The sequence below is a fragment of the Neolewinella sp. genome, from assembly GCF_965214665.1.
GTDB lineage: Bacteria > Bacteroidota > Bacteroidia > Chitinophagales > Saprospiraceae > Neolewinella.
Genome location: NZ_OZ243970.1, coordinates 749187 through 773066, shown reverse-complemented (window position 1 = coordinate 773066; position 23880 = coordinate 749187). Strand labels below are relative to the sequence as shown.

23 protein-coding genes and 2 tRNA genes are annotated in these 23880 nt (G+C 59.4%); 12 read left to right on the top strand and 13 right to left on the bottom strand.

Translation table 11 applies throughout. From position 1 onward, the window contains the following. Nucleotides 1-20 precede the first annotated feature (20 nt). On the bottom strand, nt 21-992 hold the full coding sequence (locus tag ACOOHD_RS03545; RefSeq protein WP_420460187.1) for a bifunctional heptose 7-phosphate kinase/heptose 1-phosphate adenyltransferase: 972 nt from the start codon (nt 990-992) through the stop codon (nt 21-23). A gap of 7 nt (nt 993-999) precedes the next feature. After that, a complete protein-coding gene (locus tag ACOOHD_RS03540; protein ID WP_420460186.1) occupies nt 1000-1422 on the bottom strand; it encodes a nucleoside-diphosphate kinase in 423 nt (140 codons plus the stop codon). 96 nt (nt 1423-1518) lie between these two features. On the opposite strand from ACOOHD_RS03540, the gene ACOOHD_RS03535 reads away from it, so the two are divergent. Continuing rightward, nucleotides 1519-2550 carry a DHH family phosphoesterase gene (locus ACOOHD_RS03535; protein ID WP_420460185.1) on the top strand — a complete coding sequence of 344 codons (1032 nt, stop codon included), beginning with the start codon at nt 1519-1521 and terminating at the stop codon, nt 2548-2550. 5 nt (nt 2551-2555) lie between these two features. Further along, nucleotides 2556-3473 (top strand): FKBP-type peptidyl-prolyl cis-trans isomerase, encoded by a 918-nt coding sequence (locus tag ACOOHD_RS03530; protein ID WP_420460184.1) that lies wholly within the window; start codon nt 2556-2558, stop codon nt 3471-3473. On the opposite strand, the gene ACOOHD_RS03525 is transcribed toward ACOOHD_RS03530, so the two are convergent. The 5 genes from ACOOHD_RS03525 to ACOOHD_RS03505 form a co-directional block, all read right to left on the bottom strand. Next, entirely contained in the window at nt 3470-4255 is a 786-nt protein-coding gene (locus ACOOHD_RS03525) for an enoyl-CoA hydratase/isomerase family protein (RefSeq protein WP_420460183.1), read from the bottom strand. The two genes, ACOOHD_RS03530 and ACOOHD_RS03525, sit on opposite strands and share 4 nt — an antisense overlap. A gap of 23 nt (nt 4256-4278) precedes the next feature. Further along, nucleotides 4279-4809, bottom strand: a complete 531-nt coding sequence (gene ilvN, locus ACOOHD_RS03520; RefSeq protein ID WP_420460182.1) for an acetolactate synthase small subunit — start codon at nt 4807-4809, stop codon at nt 4279-4281. Nucleotides 4810-4852: 43 nt separating this feature from the next. Further along, the gene (gene ilvB, locus ACOOHD_RS03515; RefSeq protein WP_420460181.1) at nt 4853-6607 is read right to left on the bottom strand and encodes a biosynthetic-type acetolactate synthase large subunit; all 1755 of its coding nucleotides are present in this window, start codon (nt 6605-6607) and stop codon (nt 4853-4855) included. Nucleotides 6608-6626: 19 nt separating this feature from the next. Next, on the bottom strand, nt 6627-8309 hold the full coding sequence (ilvD, locus tag ACOOHD_RS03510; protein ID WP_420460180.1) for a dihydroxy-acid dehydratase: 1683 nt from the start codon (nt 8307-8309) through the stop codon (nt 6627-6629). A gap of 73 nt (nt 8310-8382) precedes the next feature. Beyond that, nucleotides 8383-9024 (bottom strand): hypothetical protein, encoded by a 642-nt coding sequence (locus ACOOHD_RS03505; RefSeq protein WP_420460179.1) that lies wholly within the window; start codon nt 9022-9024, stop codon nt 8383-8385. 115 nt (nt 9025-9139) lie between these two features. On the opposite strand from ACOOHD_RS03505, the gene ACOOHD_RS03500 reads away from it, so the two are divergent. Beyond that, on the top strand, nt 9140-10261 hold the full coding sequence (locus ACOOHD_RS03500; protein WP_420460178.1) for a metallophosphoesterase: 1122 nt from the start codon (nt 9140-9142) through the stop codon (nt 10259-10261). A gap of 6 nt (nt 10262-10267) precedes the next feature. Here the strand turns inward: ACOOHD_RS03500 and ACOOHD_RS03495 are convergent, their stop codons facing one another. The 3 genes from ACOOHD_RS03495 to ACOOHD_RS03485 all read right to left on the bottom strand — a co-directional run bounded on the left by ACOOHD_RS03495 (nt 10268) and on the right by ACOOHD_RS03485 (nt 12097). Continuing rightward, entirely contained in the window at nt 10268-10924 is a 657-nt protein-coding gene (locus ACOOHD_RS03495; RefSeq protein ID WP_420460177.1) for a DUF4159 domain-containing protein, read from the bottom strand. 220 nt (nt 10925-11144) lie between these two features. Further along, nucleotides 11145-11843, bottom strand: coding sequence for an RsmE family RNA methyltransferase (locus tag ACOOHD_RS03490; RefSeq protein WP_420460176.1), 699 nt, complete (start codon nt 11841-11843; stop codon nt 11145-11147). A gap of 5 nt (nt 11844-11848) precedes the next feature. Continuing rightward, a complete protein-coding gene (locus tag ACOOHD_RS03485) occupies nt 11849-12097 on the bottom strand; it encodes a NifU family protein (protein ID WP_420460175.1) in 249 nt (82 codons plus the stop codon). A 123-nt stretch (nt 12098-12220) separates the two neighbouring features. Here ACOOHD_RS03485 and ACOOHD_RS03480 point away from each other — a divergent pair, with 123 nt between their 5' ends. The 4 genes from ACOOHD_RS03480 (at nt 12221) to ACOOHD_RS03465 (ending at nt 17318) form a co-directional block, all read left to right on the top strand. After that, nucleotides 12221-12961, top strand: a complete 741-nt coding sequence (locus ACOOHD_RS03480; RefSeq protein ID WP_420460174.1) for a GLPGLI family protein — start codon at nt 12221-12223, stop codon at nt 12959-12961. Nucleotides 12962-12974: 13 nt separating this feature from the next. Beyond that, nucleotides 12975-15686, top strand: a complete 2712-nt coding sequence (locus ACOOHD_RS03475) for a carboxypeptidase regulatory-like domain-containing protein (RefSeq protein ID WP_420460173.1) — start codon at nt 12975-12977, stop codon at nt 15684-15686. A 91-nt stretch (nt 15687-15777) separates the two neighbouring features. Then, nucleotides 15778-15853: transfer RNA gene (locus tag ACOOHD_RS03470), tRNA-Gly, on the top strand. 190 nt (nt 15854-16043) lie between these two features. Then, nucleotides 16044-17318, top strand: a complete 1275-nt coding sequence (locus tag ACOOHD_RS03465; protein WP_420460172.1) for a hypothetical protein — start codon at nt 16044-16046, stop codon at nt 17316-17318. Here ACOOHD_RS03465 and ACOOHD_RS03460 read toward each other — a convergent pair. After that, the gene (locus tag ACOOHD_RS03460; RefSeq protein ID WP_420460171.1) at nt 17287-17670 is read right to left on the bottom strand and encodes a hypothetical protein; all 384 of its coding nucleotides are present in this window, start codon (nt 17668-17670) and stop codon (nt 17287-17289) included. The genes ACOOHD_RS03465 and ACOOHD_RS03460 overlap by 32 nt on opposite strands. Before the next feature lie 100 nt (nt 17671-17770). On the opposite strand from ACOOHD_RS03460, the gene ACOOHD_RS03455 reads away from it, so the two are divergent. Then, nucleotides 17771-18496 (top strand): membrane or secreted protein, encoded by a 726-nt coding sequence (locus ACOOHD_RS03455; protein ID WP_420460170.1) that lies wholly within the window; start codon nt 17771-17773, stop codon nt 18494-18496. Here the strand turns inward: ACOOHD_RS03455 and ACOOHD_RS03450 are convergent. Beyond that, nucleotides 18494-18565: transfer RNA gene (locus tag ACOOHD_RS03450), tRNA-Arg, on the bottom strand. The genes ACOOHD_RS03455 and ACOOHD_RS03450 overlap by 3 nt on opposite strands. A gap of 45 nt (nt 18566-18610) precedes the next feature. Next, nucleotides 18611-19162 carry a peptide-methionine (R)-S-oxide reductase MsrB gene (gene msrB / locus ACOOHD_RS03445; RefSeq protein WP_420460169.1) on the bottom strand — a complete coding sequence of 184 codons (552 nt, stop codon included), beginning with the start codon at nt 19160-19162 and terminating at the stop codon, nt 18611-18613. A gap of 101 nt (nt 19163-19263) precedes the next feature. On the opposite strand from msrB, the gene ACOOHD_RS03440 reads away from it, so the two are divergent. The 4 genes from ACOOHD_RS03440 (at nt 19264) to ACOOHD_RS03425 (ending at nt 23875) form a co-directional block, all read left to right on the top strand. Then, nucleotides 19264-20793 carry an aldehyde dehydrogenase family protein gene (locus ACOOHD_RS03440; RefSeq protein WP_420460168.1) on the top strand — a complete coding sequence of 510 codons (1530 nt, stop codon included), beginning with the start codon at nt 19264-19266 and terminating at the stop codon, nt 20791-20793. Nucleotides 20794-20882: 89 nt separating this feature from the next. Beyond that, on the top strand, nt 20883-21923 hold the full coding sequence (locus tag ACOOHD_RS03435; protein ID WP_420460167.1) for an NAD-dependent epimerase/dehydratase family protein: 1041 nt from the start codon (nt 20883-20885) through the stop codon (nt 21921-21923). Nucleotides 21924-22093: 170 nt separating this feature from the next. After that, entirely contained in the window at nt 22094-22546 is a 453-nt protein-coding gene (locus ACOOHD_RS03430) for a four helix bundle protein (protein WP_420460166.1), read from the top strand. A gap of 66 nt (nt 22547-22612) precedes the next feature. Then, nucleotides 22613-23875 carry a glycosyltransferase family 4 protein gene (locus tag ACOOHD_RS03425; protein WP_420460165.1) on the top strand — a complete coding sequence of 421 codons (1263 nt, stop codon included), beginning with the start codon at nt 22613-22615 and terminating at the stop codon, nt 23873-23875. Nucleotides 23876-23880: the final 5 nt, after the last annotated feature.

The following is a 23880-nucleotide window of genomic DNA, read 5'->3' as shown; positions in this document are numbered from 1 at the left end:
CTGCGCTTGAAACGGTGTGTTCAACCCCCTACTGCCCAGTCGCGGCGCAGCTGCTCCAGGTCCACGGCCACTACTCCCGGCCGGGCGATCACCTGGGCACCGGCCACGTTGGCCAGCGCTGCGCCCTGCGGTAGGGTCATACCGGCGGCCAGGGCACAACCCGCTACGGCGATGACCGTATCTCCGGCCCCACTCACGTCGGCGATCCGCCGCGCCCGGGTCGGGTGAATGGCCGAGCGCTCGCCGTCGTGGGTATAGATGCCGTGCTGGGATAGGGTAACCATCACCTGCTTACACCCCAGTCGATCGAAGAGCACGGCCGTCGCACGGTCCAGGTCCGCAACTACGGGCTTCACGGCAAAATCCAGCTGCTGCTGCACCTCGCGCAGATTCGGTTTAAGGAGATCGATTCCCCGGTAGGCCCAAAAATTAGTGGCTTTAGGGTCGACCACGATCCGTACGTCGTGCTCGCGCGCCAGGGCAATGAGTTGGGCGATCAGCGCCACCCCCAGCACCCCCTTGTTGTAATCCTGTAGGATGATGAGGTCCAGACCCGGACCAGTCACATACCCGGCAATCAAATTATACAACTTCTGGGCTACCGTGCCCACCAGCTCGGCGGCACTTTCCCGGTCAATGCGCAGCAATTGCTGATCCTGACTCATCACGCGGGTTTTGACGGTGGTGGGACGGTCAGGATCGGCTACGATGAAATCCTGGGAAAGGCGGTGAGCGGTGAGGAGTCGGCGGAAGGACTCGGCGTTTTCATCCACGCCGGTTGCACCTGCGACCGCGCCCCAGGCACCTAGGGCGGTGACGTTAAGGGCCACGTTGGCCGCGCCTCCCAGCCGGTCTTCCTGCCCCTGGTAGAGCACCACGGGCACGGGGGCTTCGGGACTGATGCGGTCGACCCTACCGCTGAGGTAGCGGTCGATCATCACATCCCCGACGACCAGGACGCGCAGGGCGGAAAAATCGGGCAGGGCGGGCACGCGGGTGCTAGGCGAACACCTCAGTGCCGGCGAAGTGGAACTGCCCCTCCATAGCGGCATTTTCGTCGCTATCGCTGCCGTGTACGGCGTTCTCCCCGATGCTGCTGGCGTACTTGGCGCGGATGGTACCGACCTCGGCTTCGGCGGGATTAGTGGCCCCGATGAGCGTGCGGAAGTCGGCTACGGCATTTTCCTTTTCCAGGATGGCGGCTACGATGGGTCCGCTGCTCATGAACTGCACCAGCTCGTCGTAAAAGGGACGGCCCCGGTGGACGGCATAAAACTCTCCGGCCTTATCGGTGCTGAGCTGGGTGTACTTGAGCGCGACGATCCGGAAGCCCGCCGCGTTGATCTGGGCAAGGATAGCCCCGAGATGGCCGTTGCGTACGGCATCGGGCTTGATCATGGTGAAGGTACGATTGGTGGCCATGCGGGCGGGGGTAATTTGGTAAGGGCCGCAAAAGTAGGAAGTTTTGGCCACCCCGGCATTTTTTCGGACCTTTGCGCCTTCGTCGTATTCTCCCCTATGCTTCAGCCCATCGAGGCCGCTCGCCGCCTGCTGGCTACCCGCCAGGACATCGTAATTTTCAGCCACCGCAACCCGGACGGTGACGCGGTGGGCTCCAGCCTCGGACTGCTGCACTACCTGCGCGGCCGGGGCCACGGCGTGACTATTCTGCTACCTTCCGGCTATCCGGAGTTTCTGGGCTTCCTGCCGGACGTACAGCAGATCCTCATCTACGATGACCAGCCGGAGCTGGCGGAGCGCTGTATCGATGCCGCTACGCTCTTTTTTTTGCTGGATTTCAATTCCTTCGACCGGGTGGACAAGATGGCCGAGCGCATGAGTGGCGATGACCGGCCGCGGATCATGATCGACCACCACCTGCACCCGGAGCCGATCGCCAACCCCATATTTAGCCGGCCGGAGCGGAGTTCGACCTGTGAGATGGTCTTTGAGTTCATCGATGAGCTAGGCGATGCGGCCCTGGTGGACTGTACAATTTCGGACTGCCTGTACACCGGCATCCTGACCGATACGGGGGGGTTCAAGTACAGCACCTCGCCCCTGCTTTTCCGCACGGTGGCCCGGCTGCTGGAGGCGGGTACGGACGCCTACAAGGTGGCCGATCACGTATGGAACAATATGTCCGAGAAGCAGCTGCGCTTGCTGGGTCACTGCCTGGCCAACCGCATGGAGCTCCTGCCGGAGTTCCGAACGGGCCTGATCTACCTGACCAAGGAAGATTACGAGCACTTTGACATTCAGCGCGGGGATACCGAGGGGGTGGTCAACTACATCCTGCGCATGCCGGAGATCATGGTGGCAGCGTTTATCCATGAGCAGCCTACTATCGTAAAATTGAGTCTGCGCTCCAAGGGGAGTATGGACGTACAGCAGATTTGCAAGGCCCTCTTCCGCGGGGGCGGCCACCGCAATGCGGCCGGGGGGGCGAGTTTTGCCCCGCTGGGCTCAACCATCAATCGGTTCAAAAAAGCTCTGCCCCGCTATGCGGCCGAGATCGAAGCGAGTTACCACGAATTCAATAACCAATGAAGACTATGCGCAATCTACTATTCACCCTTCTGGCCGCCGTGACGCTGCTGGCTGCCGGCTGCAACGCGGAGGCGGGCAAGGATGGCATGCAAACTACCGAGGCGGGCAACCGCTACACCTACCTGACCACCAACGACGAGGGTCAGCTCGCGGAACCCGGCGAGTTCATCTACTTCAACGCCATCCTGAAAACGGAGGGTGATAGCGTGCTGATCGACACAAAGACGGCCGGCGGCCCACCCCCGGTGATCCAGGCCCTGTCCGACTCCATCGTCACTGCCGATACCGGTCCGGTAGAGGACGTGCTGCGTAAGGTCCGGGTGGGTGAGCGCGTGCTGATCCGCGCTAACCTGGAGAACTTCCCCCGCAAGCCCCCGGGAATGGAAAACGATTCCGTACTGCTTTACGACCTGGAGGTGACCGAGATCATCGACCAGGACGAATTTAACGCCCGCCAGGAAGAGGCCGCCCAGGAGGCACAGGCCAAAGCCGAGGAAGTGCGGGGTCGTATGGATGAGCGCATGACCTTCAGCCAGCAGGTATACGAGGACTACCAAGCCGGTAAGCTCGACGGGGAGATTCAGACTACGCCGAGTGGTCTGCGCTACATCATCCACGAGGAAGGTAGCGGTGCGGAGGCCGAGCCCGGCAAGACCGTATCGGTACAGTACATCGGGCGGCTCACCTCGAATGGCGAGATTTTCGACCAGAGCTTCGAGCGCGGTTCGTCCATTCAGTTCCCGCTCGGCGCACAGCGCGTGATCGCAGGCTGGGATGAGGGCATCGATCTACTGCAGGTCGGCGACAGGGCTACCTTCATCATTCCCGCCGCGCTCGGCTACGGAGAGGGGGGCACGCCCGATGGCAGTATTCCTCCGGGGAGCGAACTGATGTTTTACGTGGAGTTAGAGGAGGTGCTTTAGGAGCCCCGAAACACCGCCGGCCGCTTTTCTACAAAGGCGGCAGCCCCTTCTTTGAAGTCCTCCGTCATTGTGACGGTACCAAAGGCCCCGGCCTCGGTGGCGAACGCCTCGGGGTTAGCATAATAGGCATTGATGGCGCGGATGGATTCGCGAATGGCGACCGGCCCTTTTCTCCCGATTGTAGTAAGAAGTTCGACGGCTTTGACCCGGGCTTCCTCCTTCGTGGGTAAGACATGGTTCACCAAGCCAAGGCGGTAGGCTTCTTGCGCGTCGATCATGTTGCCGGTGAGGATGAGCTCCGTAGCTTTCCCCTTACCGATGTACTGATTGAGGCGCTGGGTGCCGCCGTAGCCGGGGATAATGCCCAGGTTGACCTCCGGCTGTCCAAATTTAGCCTGCTCGGTGGCAATGCGCAGGTGACAGGCCATGGCGAGCTCGCAGCCGCCTCCGAGAGCGAAACCATTAATGAGGGCAATGACGGGGACGTGAAAGCGCTCGATCTGGAAGAGGATCTCGTGCCCGCGGTGCGCCATAGCTGCCCCGTTGCCGTCTTCCGCTATCCCCAGAAATTCTTTGATGTCCGCCCCGGCTACAAAGGCCCGGTCACCGGCCCCGGTCAGGATAATACCGTGGAAGCGGTCCTGCCCCCGGTAGTCACTGCTGAAGAAGCTGTGCAGTTCGTGCAGCGTCTTGGTATTAATGGCGTTGAGGGCCTGGGGGCGATTGAGGGTAATCGTCAGGATACCGTCCTGCTGATCGAGGAGAAGATTTTCGTAGTCCATGGCGTCAAGATAGTACGCCGGGGCTAGTCTTCGAACTCGTCCTTTAGCTCCTGGAGGTAGCTATTCAAACGCTCCATGGGTTTTACGATGGCGACGCGGCCGGAGCGGACGAACTCATATAGCCCGATCTGCCGCAGCTCGGTCAGTAGCGCCTCCGTTTCGTACTCGTGGCCGGTCTTCTCGATCACCACGTACTCCGGCTCGATCAGCAGCACGCGGGCGTTGTGCCGGCGGATCATTACCTCCACCCGGCTGCCGTTGGTGAAGACTTCGATGGGTACTTTATAGAGTGCGATCTCCTGGTAGACGATGTCGGCATCTTCATAATAAAAGGCCTTTAGTACATCCACCTGCTTATCCAGCTGCGCTACCAGTTTGATGACCATTTCCTCGGTCACCTTCACTACGATGGTAAAGCGGAAGATGGACTCGTCGCTACTGGCGCTGGTTGTCAGGCTACTGATGTTCAGATTGCGCCGGTTAAAGATGCCTACTACGCGGGAGAGAAGGCCGGTCTGGTCTTCAGTAAAGACGGTAATCGTATAGTTAGTCATGGGAGTTGCGGGGTACGGGGTGACGGGGTCGTCACTGCTTTGCTTAAAGGTCTTCCGCAGCAAGAATGACCTCACTCACCGCCTTGCCGCTGGGCACCATCGGAAAGACGTTATCCTCCTTAACCGTATGCAAATGGAGCAGGTAGGGGCCGTCATGGGCGAGCATTTCAGCAATGGCTCCCTTTACCTCGCTGGGGTCCCGTACGCTACGGCCGGGTACGCCGAAGCCTCGAGCAATGGTGACGAAGTCCGGATTCTGCAACTCGACCGAGCTGTAGCGCCGCTTGTGGAAGAGCTCCTGCCACTGGCGTACCATACCGAGGTAATTGTTGTCGAGCAGCACGATCTTGACGCCAACGTTCCACTGGGCGCAGAGGCCGAGCTCCTGGATGGTCATCTGGAAGCCGCCGTCACCGATGAAGGCCACCACCTCGCGGCTGGGGTCAGCGTATTTGGCGCCAAAGGCAGCCGGCAGGCCGTAGCCCATCGTACCCGCCCCACCGGAGCTCACCCACTGGTCGTGCCCCTTGTACTCGTAGTAGCGGGCGGCCATCATCTGGTGCTGCCCGACGTCGGTGGCCACGATGGCCCGGCCCCCGGTCTGCCGGCTCACCTCACGGATCACCTGGCCCATGCGAATCTGTCCGTCGGCCGTGGGCGTGATGGCCTCATCGATGACGCGCTCCCGCTCGATGCGGGCACACTCCCGGAAGCGGGCCACCCAGTCGGGGTAGCTGCGCGACTCGATTATGGGCAGCAGCAACTCGAGCACCTCACGGGCATCGCCGAGCACGGGGGCGACAGCCTGTACGTTTTTGTTTAGCTCGGCGGGGTCGACCTCGATATGGACCACCCTGGCGTCGGGGATGTACTTAGCTAATAGGCCGGTCACCCGGTCGTCGAACCGCATACCGATAGCCACGATCACATCGGCCTCATTCTGCAACAGGTTAGGTCCGTAATTGCCGTGCATTCCGAGCATGCCGGTGAAGAGCGGATGGTCATTGGGGATGGTGCTGAGTCCGTGACAGGTTACGCCCACGGGTATGCCAGATTTCTCTACGAACTGCCGGAAGACCTCCTGGGCGTGGGCGATATGAATACCGTGCCCAGCTAGGATCATAGGCCGCTCGGCCCCATTGATTAGGCGAGCGGCCTCCCGCAGTTGCTTACGCTTCGGTTTGGTGTGGGGTACGTAGCTGCGGATGGCTAGCGTCTTAGGATACACGAAGTCTACCATCGCCAACTGGGCATCCTTCGTGATGTCGATTACGACCGGCCCGGGGCGGCCGCTATTAGCAATGAAGAAGGCCTTCTTGAGTACCGGACCGATCTGCTCCGGCTTGGTAATCTGGTAGTTCCATTTCGTGACCGGAATGGTACTATTCACCACGTCTACCTCCTGGAAAGCATCGCTACCGAGCAGAAAGCTGGCGACCTGTCCGGTGATCGCTACGATGGGCAGCGAGTCGAGTTGGGCGTCGCAGAGTCCCGTGATTAGGTTTGTCGCCCCCGGCCCGGAAGTCGCCATACACACCCCCGTTTGCCGCTTGATCCGGGCGTACCCTTCCGCGGCGTGGATGGCCCCCTGTTCGTGGCGGGGCAGGATATGGGTGATGCTGTCCTCGAAGTCGATCAGGGCATCGTATACCGGCATGATCGCGCCGCCCGGGTAGCCAAATATGGTATCGACCCCCTCATTAACCAGGCACTGTAGTAGGGCGTGGGCACCACTCATGCGGACGGCGGCGGGTAGGGGCGGGGCCGCAGGTGCGGGGCGGGTGGCAAGGGTATTCATACTACGTAGTTTATGGCAGCTAAAGGTCCGTGACACAGCCCAGCGAGGCACTGCTGACGCACTTAGCGTATTTCTTGAGGACACCGAAGGTGGCCCTGAGGGGGGGAGCCTGCCAGCGGGCGCGGCGGTCGGCGAGCGTTTGCTCGTCTAGCTCCAGGTTAATGAGGTTTCGGTCGGCGTCGATGTTGATGATGTCGCCATCTTCAACCAGGGCCAGCAGGCCGCCCACCTGGGCCTCCGGACTGATGTGTCCAACCACAAAGCCATGGGTGCCGCCACTGAAGCGGCCATCGGTGATGAGGGCGACCTGTTTGCCCAGGCCCTGTCCCATAATCTGGCTCGTAGGTTTGAGCATCTCGGGCATGCCGGGGCCGCCCCGGGGACCACAGTAGCGAATCACCACTACATCACCGGCCTGGATCTGCTTATGGCTGATGGCCTCATTGGCTTCGGCCTCCGAGTCGAACACCCGGGCCGGGCCCATGAAGTGGGTACCCTCCTTTCCCGTGATCTTGGCCACGCTACCTTCGGGGGCAAGGTTGCCGTACAGTATCTGTAGGTGACCCGTGGCCTTGATGGGAGCGTCGAACGGTTTGAGGATCTCCTGTCCGGGGCGTAAGGATACGGCTTCGATGAGGTTCTCGGCCAGTGTCTTACCCGTCACCGTCATACAGTCACCGTGCAGCATACCCTGCTTGAGCAACTCCTTCATCACGGCCGGTACGCCACCTACGTAGTAGAGATCCTCCATGACGTACTTCCCGCTAGGCTTCAGGTCGGCCAGGAAGGGCGTGCGGTCACCGATGCGCTGGAAGTCGTCGATCGTGAGGTCCACACCGGCAGTACGTGCGATGGCTAGCAGGTGAAGGACGGCGTTGGTGCTTCCGCCCAGTACCGTGAGCGTCACGATGGCATTTTCGAAGGCTTCTTTCGTTAGGATGTCCAGGGGCTTGAGGTCCTGCTTGAGCAGGTTGAGCATATACTCCCCCACCCGGGCGGTATCGGCGCGCTTATCAGGGTGGTTGGCGGGTATGCTGCTGTTATAGGGAAGCGCCAGGCCGATGGCCTCGATGGCCGTAGCCATGGTGTTGGCCGTATACATGCCCCCGCAGGCCCCGGCACCCGGACAGGCGTGGCGGATCACCTCCGTGTACTGCTGCTCACTCACCTGGCCGGTCTGGTACTTGCCCAGTACCTCGAAGGCGGATACCACGTCCAGCTTTTCGTCTTCGTAGCAGCCCGGACTGATCGTACCGCCGTACACCAAAATAGCCGGACGGTTGAGCCGGCAGAGCGCGATCATGGCCCCCGGCATGTTCTTGTCGCAGCCGACTACGGTGACTAGGGCATCGTACCACTGGGCACCGGCTACGGTCTCGATGCTGTCGGCGATCACATCACGGCTCGGCAGGCTGTACCGCATCCCGTCGGTGCCCATACTGATGCCGTCACTGACGCCGATCGTGTGGTAGATGAGTCCCAGCAGTTCGTGCTCAGCGTTCACCCCATCCTTGACCTCCGCGGCCAGATCGTTGAGGTGCATATTGCAGGGGTTACCCTCCCAGCCGGTGGAGACGATACCGACCTGGGCCTTGTCCATATCCGCGTCTGTGAGTCCGATGCCGTACAGCATGGCCCGGGCCGCGGGTTGTTCGGGGTTGTTGGTGACGTTGCGGCTGTAATGATTCAGGGGGCGAAGCATGGGGTACAAGGTACAAAGGCAGGGGGCTGCCCCTAGCATCGCCTTTCCCCAATTTTACGATGCCCGCCCGCGCCTAATAGTGCCGTTTGTCTAGGCGGAAGGTGGCCTGTAGGCCTAGTTGGAAGGTTGTCAGGTTTATCTTTACGTCTTCCAGCGGGGTGTTCGTATCGTCGGTGAAGGTGATTCCAGTCTGTAAATTTGAAATCCCGTAGCGTACCGCTGCCAGGGGAGTCAGCGTCAGCAAATTACTCACACCAAAATCGAGCCCCACTCCCCCACCCACGGTGAAAAGGGTACTACGGTCCTGACCACTAAACTGATGGGACGCCACACCGGGACTTAGCTGAATAAACAGCCCCTTCTGCAACTGTGGGCCCTGCTTGCCAAACGTCGGACAATTACAATCAGTCCCCAGATCAAACACGTATACATTGGTCTTAAACTGAATTCCAATTTCGTTAGCGTTAAAGGGCCTGTCGTGCAATTGCTTAGCAAAGTATACGGTAGGCTGAAACTCAATCCGCTTCTTCGGCAGCCGAAACCAGTAGTGGACCGCTCCCTCCAGACTGTTTTCGTAGGGCAGTACCTGATCGCGCACCATGCCCGGGTAGTCTCGCGTCCGCAGCTCGTTCATATTATAAAAACTGCTCACACCAAACTGGGCCGAAAGACTCTGGCAGAGTACGAGCAGGATAAGTGACACAAAAAGTCGCATGCTGGAAAGATTTTACCGGTAACGCTTTAACGGCGGGCTTGGGTGTGGGAGTGTAGAGGGGCCCCTGACCCCTTAACATATCAAACCAAACTACCTAACTTACAAAGGGTTAACTTTGGGACTACTCAACGCCCCCCCATTGCTCTGCCTCATGCTTTCGCTTAGTCTGGTCCTCTCCGCCGCCGCCGCCGATACGGTGCCACCGGCTGCACTCGACGGGCCTTACCTATTTTACGGCGAGGAGGGCGTGATAGCCTGCTGGGCGAATACCGAGGAGCGAACCGCCGAGCAGCAGGCATACACCGCAGCAACCGCTACTACCCTACCCCATTTTACGACCTTCAGACCGGAGCTGGTCGACCTGGATCGCGACTTCTCGCCGTTACCCGCCAAGCACTACATGGGAGTGAGCAAGATCGTAGCCCTCAGTGACATCCACGGTCAGTTTGAAACGGGACGTAAGCTGCTGCTGGCCAACGGTGTAATCGACCAGGACAACAACTGGAGCTTCGGCACGGGCCACCTCGTAGTAGTGGGTGACATCTTCGACCGCGGCGATCAGGTCACCGAAACGCTCTGGCTCATCCACAACCTCCAGGTACAGGCCACGGCAGCCGGTGGCACGGTCCACTTCCTGCTAGGCAACCACGAGACGATGGTCCTGGAGGGTGACGACCGTTACCTCAACGCGAAGTACCTAATCACGACCAGTCTGCTGGGCAAATTTTATCACGAGTTGTACGGCCCGGACACCTACCTGGGTCGCTGGCTACGCTCCCTCCCCCTCGCGGTGGAGATCAATGGCACCGTATTTATCCACGGCGGCCTGAGTCGGGAGCTTGTCCGTGAGGTCAGCGATATCGGCCGCATCAATCAGCTGTACCACGACTACCTAATCGACGCCGAAGACATGAACGAGGTCCTTAGCGGAAGCCCGCGGATGAATCTCCTACACGGTCGGCTCGGGCCCCTCTGGTACCGCGGCTACTTCAGCAAGAATACCTTCACCGAGCGCGACCTGGAGTACGTGCTGCGCAAGACGAGCGCCGACCGTATCGTAGTCGGCCACACCAGCTTTACCGCCGTACAGGGCTTTTACAACAATCGCATCATCGCAGTCGATTCGAGTATTAAATTCGGGAGCCTGGGTGAGGTACTCATCCTGGAGGACGGCGGGGCCTACCGCGGCACGATCACCGGAGACCGCATCCCCCTGACTACCGAAACGACGAAGTAAACCGGCCTACTGCTGAAACGCGTACTGCACCAGGTTAGCCCCCATTTGGAGCGCCGCGGCGCGAATCTCGGGCGTATCGTTGTGCACCGCCTGGTCCTCCCAGCCATCCCCCAGGTCGCAACTAACCGAGTAAAACACCACCAGCCGATCCTCCCACAGAATACCGTAGCCCTGCGCCGGATCGCCGTCGTGCTCGTGAATCTTCGGCAGTCCGTTCCTGAATTCATAGGTTTGGTGGTAGATCGGATGGTCGAAGGGCAACTCTACCAGCGGTGACTCCGGAAAGACCTGCTCCAGCGCCACGCGTACGTAGGGGTCCATACCGTAGTTATCATCGATGTGCAGAAACCCGCCGCCAATGAGGTAGTTGCGCAGGTTTTCCGCCTCGGCGCTGGAAAACACCACGTTGCCGTGTCCGGTCATGTGCACCCAGGGGTAGTCGTACAGTTCCGCACTGCCTACTTCCACCGTCCCGTAGTCCGGGTCGAGCTGGGTACCCAGCGCCTGGTTGCAGAAGCGCGCCAGATTGGGCAGGGCGGTAGGATTGGCGTACCAATCGCCACCACCATTATACTTAAGCAAGCCCAGCCGGAGCTGATCAGTCGTAGGGGTGGCAACAGAACTGGTCAGGGCCAGGGTAAGTAGAAGTACAAGGAAGCGCATGGCTGGCTAACGCACAAAAGACCTACGTAGATGCAGCCAAACACCAATCAGTCTAATCACTCAGCAGTCTGATGACACATTTCTTTAGGCAAGAAAAAATTAACCACAAAGAGCGCCGAGGGACGCAGAGACCTGGCGGCCCACGCCTCTGTGTATCTCTGCGTCCTCTGTGGTTAAGACAATGTGCCGCCAGGCACATCAATCCTTCCACGGCGAAAGCCTACCAACTAAGCGACTCGACCGTATGCACCGCCACCACCGCCGCAGTCTCCGTACGCAGTCGGTGCGGACCCAATCCGGCAAACACAAAACCCACCGCCCGCGCCAGCTCCGCCTCTCCTCCACTAAATCCCCCCTCCGGGCCCACCGCCACCACCGTATCCGTATCCGGGCGCACCAGATCACGCAGCAGTCCACTACCCCGCTCTCCCAGGTAGGCTAAAAACCGATCACCGCTCACGCTTCCCACCGCCTCTGCGAAGGGTAGTACCTCACCCAGCTCCGGCAGCCACGCGCGCAGACTCTGCTTCATGGCAGCCTCCAGTACCCGCTCCAGCCGGTCGTTGCGCAGCCGCGTGCGCTCGGAGTGCTCGGTGAGGATGGGCTGAATACGGTCCACCCCGATCTCCGTAGCTTTTTCCAGCACCCACTCAAACCGATCAATATTCTTAGTGGGAGCAACCAGCAGGGTAAGAGAATGCTCGGCGCGGGCAGTTTCCTGGCGGGTCTGCACTACGGTCAGTAGACAGCTCCGTTTGTCGATCTGATTAATTTCGGCCTGGTACCAGCCCCCCCGACCATCCACCAGATCAAGCGTGTCGCCGACGCGCTTACGTAGCACCCGGGCGGCGTGCTGGGCTTCCACCTCGCGCAGGGCGTAGGGACCTATCACTATGTCCGGATCGTAAAAAAGCTGCACCTCCCCTAGTTCACGGCCACCACGCCGTTGATCTCGGGCAGACGGCTCTTCAGGGTCTGCTCCACGCCGGCCTTCATAGTCATGGCGGTCATGGAGCAGCCGTTGCAGGCACCGAGCCACTTGATCTGTACGATCTGCTCATCGCTCACGCTCAGCACCTCGATGTTACCGCCGTCGATGGCCAGGTGGGGGCGCACCTCGTCCAGGGCGGCATCGACGCGGGTAATCAGGTCCTGTCGTTCGGCTACAGTCATTTCTCTGGGCGGCTTTGGTAACAAATGTAAACAATTCGGGGCGGAAATAAGGTTGCCGCGGCCGCGGGTGCCAGCTTGGTGGTATAGGTAGTATATTACGGGGCCTAGCAAATACGCGATCCTATGCCCCGGTTTTTACTTTGTGCCCTTCTCCTAGTGGCTTGCACCTGCGTGCGCGCCCAAATCAGCTCCGGAACGATCGACTACGTGGAGCATCGGGAATTTGAGGTGTGGGAGGGGATGAGCATAGACCAGAAAAAAAGGGTAGAGAAAATGAAGGCCGAGGGCGCCTTCGACCAAACCGGACGGCTGACCTTTTCGCAAGCGGCCTTCAGCTACCAGCAGCTACCCAAAGCACCGGACCCCAATAACCGCCGTGGGTGGTGGGGTGCGGACACCGAAAACCCCGATGTGTACTACACTAGTTTCACCGACAGCCTGGTGACCGATCAGCGGCAAATCATGGATCGCGGTTTCATCATGGAGGACAAGTGGCTGGTGCCGGAGTGGGAAATCCCGGCAAACCAGCAGCTCAACATGGCCTATACGCTGCCGAGCAAGCTGGCCTTTGCCGTCTCGCCGGAGGGGGATACGCTCACGGCCTACTTTACGGAGACCATCCCGCTCGGCATCGGTCCGCGGGGCTACGGGGGACTACCCGGTGCCATCGTCTACCTTAAAGTGGAAAACGAGGGGGCGTACACGGAGTATACCATGGCTACCATGCAGCCTAATCCCCCCGACCTCAGCCTCGAAAAGCCCAGCGAGGGAGACAAAATCACCCGCGAGCGTTTCGAAAAGATCGCCGCCAAACGCCGCGAAGCCATGGAACGGCGCCGGCGGGGGTGGGAACGTGACTATTAACTACCTCCCCACCATGCGACACCTCACCACCCTGTTTTTGTTATTATCCACCTGCCTGGCCTACGGGCAGACCGCCGAGATCAGCGCTACCGTCGTCGATACTACCGGCACCACCCTCCCCGGTGCTAACGCCATCCTGCTGCGTACCTCGGATACGCTGCTGACCTCCTTCGGCACTACGGATACCAAGGGGGAGTTCCTGATGGAAAAGGTGCCGGCGGGGGAGTATTTGCTGCGCGTGAGTTTCCTGGGCTTCGAGCGGCCGGATCAGGCCATTACGGTGACGGCCTCCGATCAGTACCTGGGCCTCGGCGAGCTCACGATGTACCCCGCCGGCTTTCTGCTCAGCGGGGTGGAGGTGACGGCCGACCGCATCCCCATCCGTATGAAGGGTGATACGATGCTCTATGATGCCGGGGCCTTCGCGGTGGGTGAGAACGCGAAGGTGGAGGACCTGCTGCGACGCCTGCCCGGCATGAGCATCGACGCTAACGGTCAACTGACCTGGCGAGGTAAGCCCGTGCAGGAGATCATGATCAACGGTAAGCCCTTCTTTGCGGGCAATGCCTCGCTGGTGACACAAAACCTAGATGCCAAGGCGATCAAGAACGTCGAGGTCTTCGACCAGAAATCGGATGCTGAGGAGATTACCGGGGTAGAGGATGGGGAGGAAAACACAACGGTCAATCTGGAGATGAAGGACGAGTTTAAGGCCAAGGTTTTCGGGGAGCTGTATGCCGGTGGGGGAGTGGCCAGCAGTGATGAGGCCGATCCACGTTACGACGCCGGGGGCAAGCTGTTTCGGATTAGTGACGAGACGCAGATCGGCATCCTGGGAACCATTAATAACGTGAACCGGGTGGGTTTTACGGGGGATGAGATTCGGGGGTTTAACCAGAGTTCCGGTCGGGGAGGCTACTTTAGCTGGGGCGGCGATAGTGGGGAGCTACCCTACTACGATGGCGGGCAAACGCCGGGGCAGAACCGCAGCATCGCTACGGGCATCAACTTCGGGCGATCTATTGGGGAAAACGGCCAGCTCAGCCTGGACTATACCCTCTTCGACCGGCAGCAAACGCAGTCGCTCACGCAGCGGGAAGCTTTTACGCGCGCTGACCAGGAGCGTCAAATCACCTCGGTGCAGACCGATGCTTCCAGCAATTACAGCCACCGCCTCGGTTTTGAGTACGAGCAGGAGCTCGATACGACCTCTCGGCTCTCCATGGGTGGGGCCGGCTTCCTAACCGGCAACGCCAACCGGGGCCTGGCCCGCACTCAGATCCGCAACGCGGATGGGGAAAGCAGCGACTACACGGTCAATGAGCTGACCGATGGGAACTCCCCCGGGGGCAATTTGTACGCCCGCTACAACCGCCGACTTGGGTCGAAGGCCGGCCGAACCTTTGGGGCAAACTTTTTCAGCAGCTACCGAGATAACCAGACCGACCTAGAGGTACTTACCGAGGGGCTCAACGAGGACCCCAATGCCACGCCGGCCTTTGTAGGCTCGCTCGTTAACGGCCTACAGTTTCAGGATCGGCGCACGAACTCATTCAACTTCAGTGGTCAGTCCAGCTACGTAGAGCCCCTGACCAAGAAACTAGGACTAGAGACCGAAGTAGGCTACGAATACGACGAAGATGAGGGCAATTTTACGTTTCGTCTCAATGAGCAGCGCACGACCAACCTTCTCAACCGTCGATGGACGGCGGTACAGGCCGGTGGCAGTCTAGTCTACCGCTACGGAAAGAACAACAACGTGCAGTGGGGTGCAGACTTCCAGCGAGCTACCCTGGCGCTGAGCGGAGACACGGTACGTGAGGCCTCCTTTAACTATCTACTACCTAATTTCAACTACCGCATTCGCAGTGAAAAGGGTTTCTACGGCCTCCGCTACAATGCCGATGTGCAGGTACCCAACGTCAGTCAACTACAGACCATTGCCCGCCCGTCCGTGACCGGTCGCGTCACGGTCGGTAATATCAATTTGGAGCCCGCCGTGCGCCATAACTTCAGCGCCAATACCTGGTACAACGACCAGTTTCGGGCCATCAGCGCCAACGCCTACGTCTACGGGGCCTACACCGACAACGCCTTCGGTAACAGCCTCACCTTCACCCCCGGCCAGCAGGTCTACCAGACGATCAACGTGAGTCACAATTGGAACTACGGGCTGTACCTCGGCACCACCATCGGCATGGACTTCATCCGCGGTGAGCTGCGCGTAAACGGCAACGGGGGCAGCAGCCGCGGTCAGGGCTTCGTCGACGGGGTGGCGCGCACTAACATCACGACTAACTACAGTGGCACCGTCGACGTGACCACCGAGTTCAACGATAAGTCCTTTCTCAAGGCGGGCTACACCTACGCCCGCAATAGCAACCGCTTTGATGATGCGGAGAGCCAGGACATTGTCACCGTTACCCACGACATCGTTACCCAGTTCGAGCTCGAATTGACCGAGGTGTGGCGATTTGAGTCGCGCTTTCTGTACCGCATCTTCGAGGCCGCCGCCTTTGCCGGGGCCACGAATATTCCCGATCTGCGGGCTAGTTTCGAACTACGTCCGTTTAAAACCAAGAGCCACTACTTCGTCATCGCCGGGGAGGACCTACTCAATCAGAACACCATCATCAACCGCCAGGCGCAGGCTTTCGTGACCTCGGAGACGATCAGTAATGGATTGGGACGGTACTTATTAGCTACTTTTCACTACAGTCTCTAGGGGAAAATTGAAAAATCCCTTGCGCAACCAAGGAACCCATTCTATCTTTGCACCGCTTTAGCAATAAAGCATGGCTGAGCAGCCAGCAGACGCGGATGTAGCTCAGTTGGTAGAGCGCAACCTTGCCAAGGTTGAGGTCGCCGGTTCGAACCTGGTCATCCGCTCCACACTCGACGAAGCCGCTTTCCATTACGGAGAGCGGCTTTCGTCGTTTCATATCTTTGGTCCCTGCCCTATCCTGCCGCCATCCGACGCCCCAACTCCACTACCCTGCTCTATCTGCTGCTGGCTGCGGGCGGCATACTTTGGACGATCAACCTGGTCTACAACCGACCGCTCTTCATCGACGAGGCCAACGTGGCCCGTAACCTCTTCGACCGGAGCTACGCGGGGCTCTTCCTACCGCTCGACCACGAACAGTACGCGCCGCCGCTGTACCTGGTGCTGACCAAAGCTCTAGCCGACACCTTCGGCTACCGGGAGCTCGTGCTGCGCCTTCCAGCATTTCTGGGTGGTTGGTTAGGAGTATACGGAGTATGGAAAGTTTCTAAGAAAACTTTGGATGAGTACTGGACTCTGCTACCCCCTGCGCTGCTGTTCGGTAATGGCATCGTGCTACGGTACGTCACCGAGGTGAAGCCCTATGCCTTGGATATGGGCATCGCGGCCTTGCTACTTACGTTGCACCTGCGGGCGCGGCCGCTTTTTCCCCTTCTTTGGCTGGTGGTGGGGATGGTGTGTCCGTGGGTATCACTACCTAGTGTGTTTGTGCTGGCGATGGTGGGGCTGCGGGGACTACAGTATAACTACCGGCAGTGGGTAGGTCCGATCGTAGGTTGGTTGCTATCCTTCGTGGTGCTGTATGTGACGGTGCTGCGGCCCTCGGTGGGCAGTGACTACCTGAACGATTTTCACCGCGACTACTTCCTGCCGCTGGTGCTGGATGGGGAAGGACTGGCGCGGCTGGGGCGTATTGGGTACCGCTTTCTACGCCTGAGCTTCGGGGTGACCTGGGTGGCGCTGGTATGGGGGGCGCTGCTGCTGCTGGTCGGCCTATTCATCCGTCCGCGACTGTCATGGTTGTTACTGCCGCTGCTGCTCGTCGCATTGGTCTCCAGCTTCCAATACTACAGCCTCATCGACCGGTTGCTGCTCTTCGTCCTTCCGGGGGTATGGCTATTTGCGGCGGCTAGCGCACGAGCCTTAGCCGATAGGGTGGACCGTAAACCCTCGTGGGCCATCGTGGGCCTATCGCTACTGATGGCGGGCGGCGGCAACGTATGGAGCAAGTTCTACTCGCCCGAGCGCACCAGCGACGGGCGTGAACTGGCGATGCTGGCCCAGGTTCCCGATGCCTACGTGCATCCGAGTGCGGTGCCGGTGGTGGATTACTACGCGCGCATCCATCCGGTGACGCGGTATCGGGCCACACCGGTAGGGACCACGTTACCTGATCGAAAGGCTGACTCCTACACCATACTATTCGACGTGACGACGGACCCGGTGACCTACCGGCAAGCTAGCGAGGCAGCAGAGCGGGCGGCGGCGCGCGGGTGCAATGCGGAGGTAAGGGAGCTATTCCGCGCCCGGGTGGTGGAGGTCAGATGTCGCGCACGGAATTCCGATCCGTAACCACTTCCAACAACTCCCGGAGGAACTGCACCTGGCCGGGGCTGAGGCGATTCTTCAAGGCGTCCTTCACGGTAAGAAAGGTGCCTGATTCTAATTCCTTGAGGCGCTCCTTGAGCTCACCGGCATCCTCGTAGAGCATCTGCTTAAGGCTGGGGATCTCGTGCCAGTCGCCCTCTACGGCCACGGCTTCCTCGCGGTCGGCGGCGGGTTCTAGGGCAATGAGATCGGGACTGTCGGTATTGAGGTCACCCTCGGGGAGGCCCCACTCGTCAGACTGCTGGGTCAGAAACACCTCCAGGCCACGCTCGCGAAACCGGTAAATAATCAGGCGGGCTTTTTTACGGAGTCCCATACAGTATATGTTCAGCTACCTAAGTGGCGCGGTCGGCAATAGGTTCACAAAGGTAAACGTTGGTGGGTGCCGTTTCGTTACCTCACCATAAGCTACCGTCATGAAGAATCTGATCGTTTTACTATTGCTAAGTCCGTTCTGCCTGCTAGCGCAGTCTACCGAGACCGCCCTGGAGGGCGCCTGGGGAAGCTCCTTTGCCGCCGCGGACGGCGGCGAGAACACCCTGAGCATGATCGTCCAGGACGGTTACTTCGCTATGACGGCCTACGGCGATACGAGCGGACAGTTCATCGCCACCCTGGGCGGAAGCTACACCGTCACCCCCGATACCTTTTTCGTGACCTATGAGTTTGACTCTTCCACGCCGGAAAACGTAGGCCGTACCGTGGCGATGCCCTACACCGTCACCGGTAGCCTACTGGTCTTCAACGGCGACAAAGCCTGGCAGCGCGTCGACGATGGCGCGGGGGAACTTGCCGGCGCCTGGGAGATCACCGGTCGCAGGGAGAACGGGGAAATGCGTCGCCGGCCCGTAACCGGTCCGCGCCGGACCATGAAAATACTTTCCGGTAGCCGCTTTCAGTGGATCGCCTACAACACCGAGACCGCCGAATTCATGGGTACCGGTGGGGGCACCTACTCAGCAGATGACGGACAGTACATCGAGCGGATCGGCTTTTTCAGCCGCAACCCGGAGCGGGTAGGCAAGCAACTCAGCTTCGACTACAAGATTCGCAATAATGAATGGCACCACATGGGCGTGAGCAGCGACGATAAGCCGCTGTACGAGACCTGGGGACGCCGCCCGAAGAACGAGTCGAAATAGCCCCAGCAAGACTCGAACTTGCATTTTCGGTTTAGGAAACCAACGTTCTATCCCTTGAACTATGGGGCTCGGTAGCTAGGACCGGCAGGGCGGCAAATATACTACCCTGCTTGGCTACAGGTCCTCGGCCGGAACGAAGTTAAGCGCCGCCCCGTTGATGCAGTAGCGCAGACCGGTGGGCTCGGGTCCGTCGGGAAATACGTGCCCCTGGTGGCCGCCGCAGCGGGCGCAGCTGACTTCGGTACGCTTCATACCGTAGCGAAAATCACTGTCCTCAGTGACATAGGCGGCGTTGATCGGTTGGTAAAAACTGGGCCAACCCGTGCCGGACTCAAACTTGGTCTCGCTACTGAACAGGGGTAGTCCGCAGGCGCGGCAGGCAAACACGCCGGCGTGCTTTTCTTCATTGAGCGGACTGCTGAAGCTGCGCTCCGTACCGTCTTCGCGCAGGACGTTGTACTCCTGATTGGTCAGTAACTCCTCCCAGTAGGCGTCCGTAGTGTCTAACTTTTCTACCTGACCTTCCACGGCGGGCGGGTCGTAGCGGTAGTCGGGGCGGTCCTGCTGGGGGCTGGCGGCTACGTCACTGGATGCTACCGTAGTTTGGGTGGTAGAATTGCAGGCGAACAGGACGGATAGAGCGGGCAGGAGGAGGAGGTAGCGCATGTAGTGGAGCTTTGCCTAGAGAACACCCCTACCCGGCGGGGCGGTTCAATGCCGCTTGGCGGCGTAGTGTTACCTTCGCCCCGCCCAACCACCCAAGCCGCATGAAACACTTCCTCACCACCCTAGGACTTGCCGAAGACAATGACGGCAGCAGCACCGGACAGCAGGGTGCCCATAACTCCGATCGGCACCTCGAGAGCTACTCCCCCGTCGACGGAAAATTCATCGGTCGGGTCAGCGTCACCACCCCGGAGCAGTACGAGCAGATCGTAGGCACGGCCTCCCGTGCCTTCCAGCACTGGCGCATGGTGCCCGCGCCCCAGCGTGGCGAGATCGTACGGCAGTACGGTGATGCACTACGCGCCAACAAAGATGCCCTAGGTCGATTGGTCAGCTACGAAATGGGCAAGAGCCTACAGGAGGGGTGGGGCGAGGTGCAGGAGATGATCGACATCTGTGACTTTGCCGTTGGCCTGAGTCGGCAGCTCTACGGACTCACCATGCACTCCGAGCGCAAGCTGCACCGCATGTACGAGCAGTACCACCCACTGGGCATCGTGGGCATTATCTCGGCCTTCAACTTCCCCGTCGCCGTCTGGAGCTGGAACGCCATGATTGCCCTGGTCTGCGGCGACGTCACGATTTGGAAGCCGAGCGAGAAAGCCCCACTCTGCGGCGTGGCTTGTCAGAAAATTTGGGCAAAGGTGGCCGCCGCTAATGACCTGCCGGAGGGTATCTCCTGCCTCGTCAACGGCGACTACACTGTCGGTGAGCTGATGACCAAAGACGAGCGTGTCCCCCTCATCTCTGCCACCGGTTCCACCCGTATGGGGAAGATCGTCGCCCAGACAGTAGCCGGTCGCCTCGGCAAGACCCTCCTCGAGCTCGGCGGCAACAACGCCATCATCATCACCCCCTCGGCCGATATGGACCTAGTGCTCACCGGCGCGCTCTTCGGCGCGGTGGGTACCTGCGGACAGCGCTGCACCAGTACCCGCCGACTCATCATCCACGAAAGCCGCTACGAAGAGGTGCGCGATAAGCTCGCCGCCGCCTACGGACAGCTCTCCATCGGTGATCCCCTCGACGAGGGCAACCACGTTGGTCCGCTGATCGACACCGCTGCGGTAGACACCTACCTCAAAGCCATCGAGGGCATCCAAGCCGAGGGGGGTAATATGGTCGTCGAGGGTGGTCGCCTGGAGGGTCTTGGCTCCGACTGCTACGTCAAGCCCTCTATCGCCGAGGTCAGCACCGACAGCCAAATGGCGCAGCGCGAGACCTTCGCCCCCATCCTTTACTTAATGAAGTACGCTAACTTGGAGGAGGCCATCGCAATCCAGAACAGCGTCCCCCAGGGGCTCTCCTCCGCCATCATGACCACCAATCTGCGGGAAAGCGAGCGCTTTCTGAGTGCAGCGGGTAGCGACTGCGGTATTGCCAACGTCAACATCGGCACCAGTGGCGCCGAGATCGGCGGGGCCTTCGGCGGCGAAAAAGAGACCGGCGGTGGCCGCGAGTCCGGCTCCGATAGTTGGAAAGCCTACATGCGCCGGCAAACCAACACCATCAACTATTCCACCGAACTCCCCCTGGCTCAGGGCATTACCTTCGATCTGCAGCCGATCTAGCCCAGGCCAGACATCGGAGGAGCGCTACGCGACACCTCCGATGACGGCCCTTACCCCTTAACCTCCTAACTCCTTTACCCCCTAACCCCTTGACAACCTATCACCTTGTTTCCGGCGGCTGCGGCTTCGTGGGTCGCAATATGGTCAAGCGGCTCTACCGCACTACTACCGATAAGATCATTTTCGTCGATAACCTGAGCGTGGGCACCCACCCTAGCACCTGGCTGGACGTAGATCAGGTACGTAAGGAAGGCGACCTGGAGGTGTACGGACCGGACGAGCGTCTGTTATTCCTACATCAGGACTTCCGCAAGTTTCTGCGCGACATCATCGACGACACGAACTTCATCACCAACGCCTACGCACCGGACTTTACCCGCTTCAGCGACGTCTTTCACTTTGCCGCCATCGTCGGTGGCCGCTCCACCATCGAGGGCGACCCCATGAAGGTGGCCCTGGACCTAAGCATCGACGCTGAGTTCTTCTACTGGGTCACCCGCCACCAGCCCGACCGCACCCTCTATCCCTCCAGTTCCGCCGCCTACCCCATCGACCTACAGACCGAGGGCGACGCCATCGCCCTGGCCGAATCCGACATCAACTTCAAAAAGATGGGCGAGCCGGACATGACCTACGGCTGGAGCAAGCTCACCGGCGAGTTCCTAGCCAAGGTAGCCGCCGAGTACTACGACCTCAGGGTAACCGTTATCCGCCCCTTCAGCGGCTACGGCGAGGACCAGGACCTCTCCTACCCCATCCCGGCCATCGCCGCCCGCATTGCCCGCCGCGAGGACCCCGTCGAGGTTTGGGGCACCGGTCGGCAGGGCCGCGATTTTGTACACATCGACGACGTGCTCGACTGTATTTTCTTCGCCATGGAGCGGGTCACCGACGGTACGGCCATCAATATCGGGCGGGGGGAGCTGCTAAGCTTCATCGACATCATCCACACGATGTGCGATATCGAGGGCTATTCTCCCGAGATCAAGCAACTGTTGGACAAGCCCGTGGGCGTCTTTAGTCGCTATTCTAATATGGATATGGTGCACGACATGGGTTGGCGGGCTACTATCTCTGTGCGTGAAGGTATGCGCCGGGTACTTGAGGCCCAGAAGGGGTTAAGGGGTTAAGGGGTTAAGGGGTTAAGGGGTTAAGGGGTTAAGGGGTTAAGGGGTTAAGGGGTTAAGGGGTTAAGGGGTTAAGGGGTTAAGGGGTTAAGGGGTTAAGGGGTTAAGGGGTTAAGGGGTTAAGGGGTTAAGGGGTTAAGGGGTTAAGGGGTTGCTTATAGAAAAATTTTCATATGGAGGACTGGTTTGATTTGGTCGATGATGGGCAAGCTTATGTTTTTCAGGACCCACCAAGTTCGTACGGCCAGGGCGTGTCGGACAAAGCGTCCTACATAGAAGGTATGCGTAGGCGTATGAAAGCTGCTGCTGTTGCGGTGGTAGACTTTATGGAAAGCTCAAAATCCACTCCTGCGCTGAATGTGATTCGTTACCAGATTATAAAATCAGCTACTTCGGCTGCCGCAAACTACCGTGCTGCCTGCGTGGCTCGTTCTGGGAAAGAATTCTTTGCAAAAATGAGTATTGTGGTGGAAGAATCGGATGAAACAGTTTTCTGGTTGGAGGTACTGTACGCATCCCGTATCAAGGTCGATAAGGATCTGGTCATTTCTTTAGGAAAAGAATGGAGAGAACTGACGAAAATGGTATCAGCAGCCCGTAGATCGTACCGTAGTAATCGCAGCTAACCTTAACTCCCTAACCCCTTGACTCCCTAACCCCTTGACTCCCTAACCCCTTAACTCCCTAACCCCTTGACCATCGTTTGCTTTGGCCCCGGCCCCAAATTCAAAGGCGGCATCTCCAACTACAATACCTCGCTGGCTAAATCCCTGGACCGCCACGGCGACTGTGACGTACACATCGTGAGCTGGACACAGCAGTACCCCGCCATCATTCCGCGCGAGTTTGTCGATAAGACTAGTAAAACTGATCTGCTCGCCGGTACGGACATCAAGGTGCAGTACGTCACCAATTACAATAACCCCCTAAGCTGGCACGAAACCTACCGCCGTATCGTGGCCCTGCGTCCGGCCAAGGTCATTTTTCAGTGGGCCATTGCCATTCAGGGCCTGCCGCTTGGCTATATCGCCCGCCAGTTGCGGAAGCACCCCGAGATCGAAGTGATCTTTGACCTGCACTTCGTGATCCAGAAGGAGAACAGTAGCCTGGACCGTCGTCTCACCCGCTTCGGTATCGCACCGGCCACCACCTACATCGCCCACGCCTACAAGACCGTCGAGGAGCTCAAAACCCTCTTTTCCCAGCGCGACTTCGCAGTCAATGAGGCGGGGACGCGGGTGCAGGGAAGGACCACCGTCATCAAGCTCTACCACCCGATCTACGACCTATTCTCCCCCAACCCCGCCTTCGACGTCCAGTCGTTCAAGCGGGAGAACGACCTGCGGGAACACGTCTTTCTCTTTTTCGGCTTTATCCGCAAGTACAAGGGACTCCACAACGTGATCCGTGCCTTCGCCGAACTGGCCGGGCGGCGTGACGACGTCAGCCTTATCATCTGCGGCGAGTCCTTTTGGGATACCCTCCAGAACGACAAATGGAGCACTAAACTCAAAAACGCCCTCTTCGGCTTCGCCAAAAAGCTCTTCCTCGCTAAGGCTGACGACGAGCGCGACTACCGCCCCCTGGAGCTTCTCGACACCCTTGACATCTGCGACCGGGTGATGGTGAAGAATGAGTTTGTCGCCAACGAGGAGGTACACAAATACTTTCAGGCTAGTGATGCGGTGGTGCTCTTTTATTCCTACGCCACCCCCTCGGGCGTGGAGAGTATCAGCTACAACTTCTTGCTGCCAGCCGTGGCCACCCGCGTCGGTCACTTTCCGGAAACGATCAAAGACGGCTTCAACGGCTACCTCGCCGAGCCCGAAAATATCACGGATATGGCCCGCCAATTAGAGCGTGCCATAACCGAGCCCATTGCCCGGGAAAATATCCGTGCTACTACTAGTGAGATGAGTTGGGATAACTACGCGGCGGCGATTCTGGCTTCGTAGTGGTG

Coding starts and splice junctions, on each gene's coding strand:
- ACOOHD_RS03540 (WP_420460186.1), bottom strand. CDS start 1,422: ATGGCCACCAATCGTACCTTCACCATGATCAAGCCCGATGCCGTACGC.
- ACOOHD_RS03535 (WP_420460185.1), top strand. CDS start 1,519: ATGCTTCAGCCCATCGAGGCCGCTCGCCGCCTGCTGGCTACCCGCCAG.
- ACOOHD_RS03530 (WP_420460184.1), top strand. CDS start 2,556: ATGCGCAATCTACTATTCACCCTTCTGGCCGCCGTGACGCTGCTGGCT.
- ACOOHD_RS03525 (WP_420460183.1), bottom strand. CDS start 4,255: ATGGACTACGAAAATCTTCTCCTCGATCAGCAGGACGGTATCCTGACG.
- ilvN (WP_420460182.1), bottom strand. CDS start 4,809: ATGACTAACTATACGATTACCGTCTTTACTGAAGACCAGACCGGCCTT.
- ilvB (WP_420460181.1), bottom strand. CDS start 6,607: ATGAATACCCTTGCCACCCGCCCCGCACCTGCGGCCCCGCCCCTACCC.
- ilvD (WP_420460180.1), bottom strand. CDS start 8,309: ATGCTTCGCCCCCTGAATCATTACAGCCGCAACGTCACCAACAACCCC.
- ACOOHD_RS03505 (WP_420460179.1), bottom strand. CDS start 9,024: ATGCGACTTTTTGTGTCACTTATCCTGCTCGTACTCTGCCAGAGTCTT.
- ACOOHD_RS03495 (WP_420460177.1), bottom strand. CDS start 10,924: ATGCGCTTCCTTGTACTTCTACTTACCCTGGCCCTGACCAGTTCTGTT.
- ACOOHD_RS03485 (WP_420460175.1), bottom strand. CDS start 12,097: ATGACTGTAGCCGAACGACAGGACCTGATTACCCGCGTCGATGCCGCC.
- ACOOHD_RS03480 (WP_420460174.1), top strand. CDS start 12,221: ATGCCCCGGTTTTTACTTTGTGCCCTTCTCCTAGTGGCTTGCACCTGC.
- ACOOHD_RS03475 (WP_420460173.1), top strand. CDS start 12,975: ATGCGACACCTCACCACCCTGTTTTTGTTATTATCCACCTGCCTGGCC.
- ACOOHD_RS03460 (WP_420460171.1), bottom strand. CDS start 17,670: ATGGGACTCCGTAAAAAAGCCCGCCTGATTATTTACCGGTTTCGCGAG.
- ACOOHD_RS03455 (WP_420460170.1), top strand. CDS start 17,771: ATGAAGAATCTGATCGTTTTACTATTGCTAAGTCCGTTCTGCCTGCTA.
- msrB (WP_420460169.1), bottom strand. CDS start 19,162: ATGCGCTACCTCCTCCTCCTGCCCGCTCTATCCGTCCTGTTCGCCTGC.
- ACOOHD_RS03440 (WP_420460168.1), top strand. CDS start 19,264: ATGAAACACTTCCTCACCACCCTAGGACTTGCCGAAGACAATGACGGC.
- ACOOHD_RS03430 (WP_420460166.1), top strand. CDS start 22,094: ATGGAGGACTGGTTTGATTTGGTCGATGATGGGCAAGCTTATGTTTTT.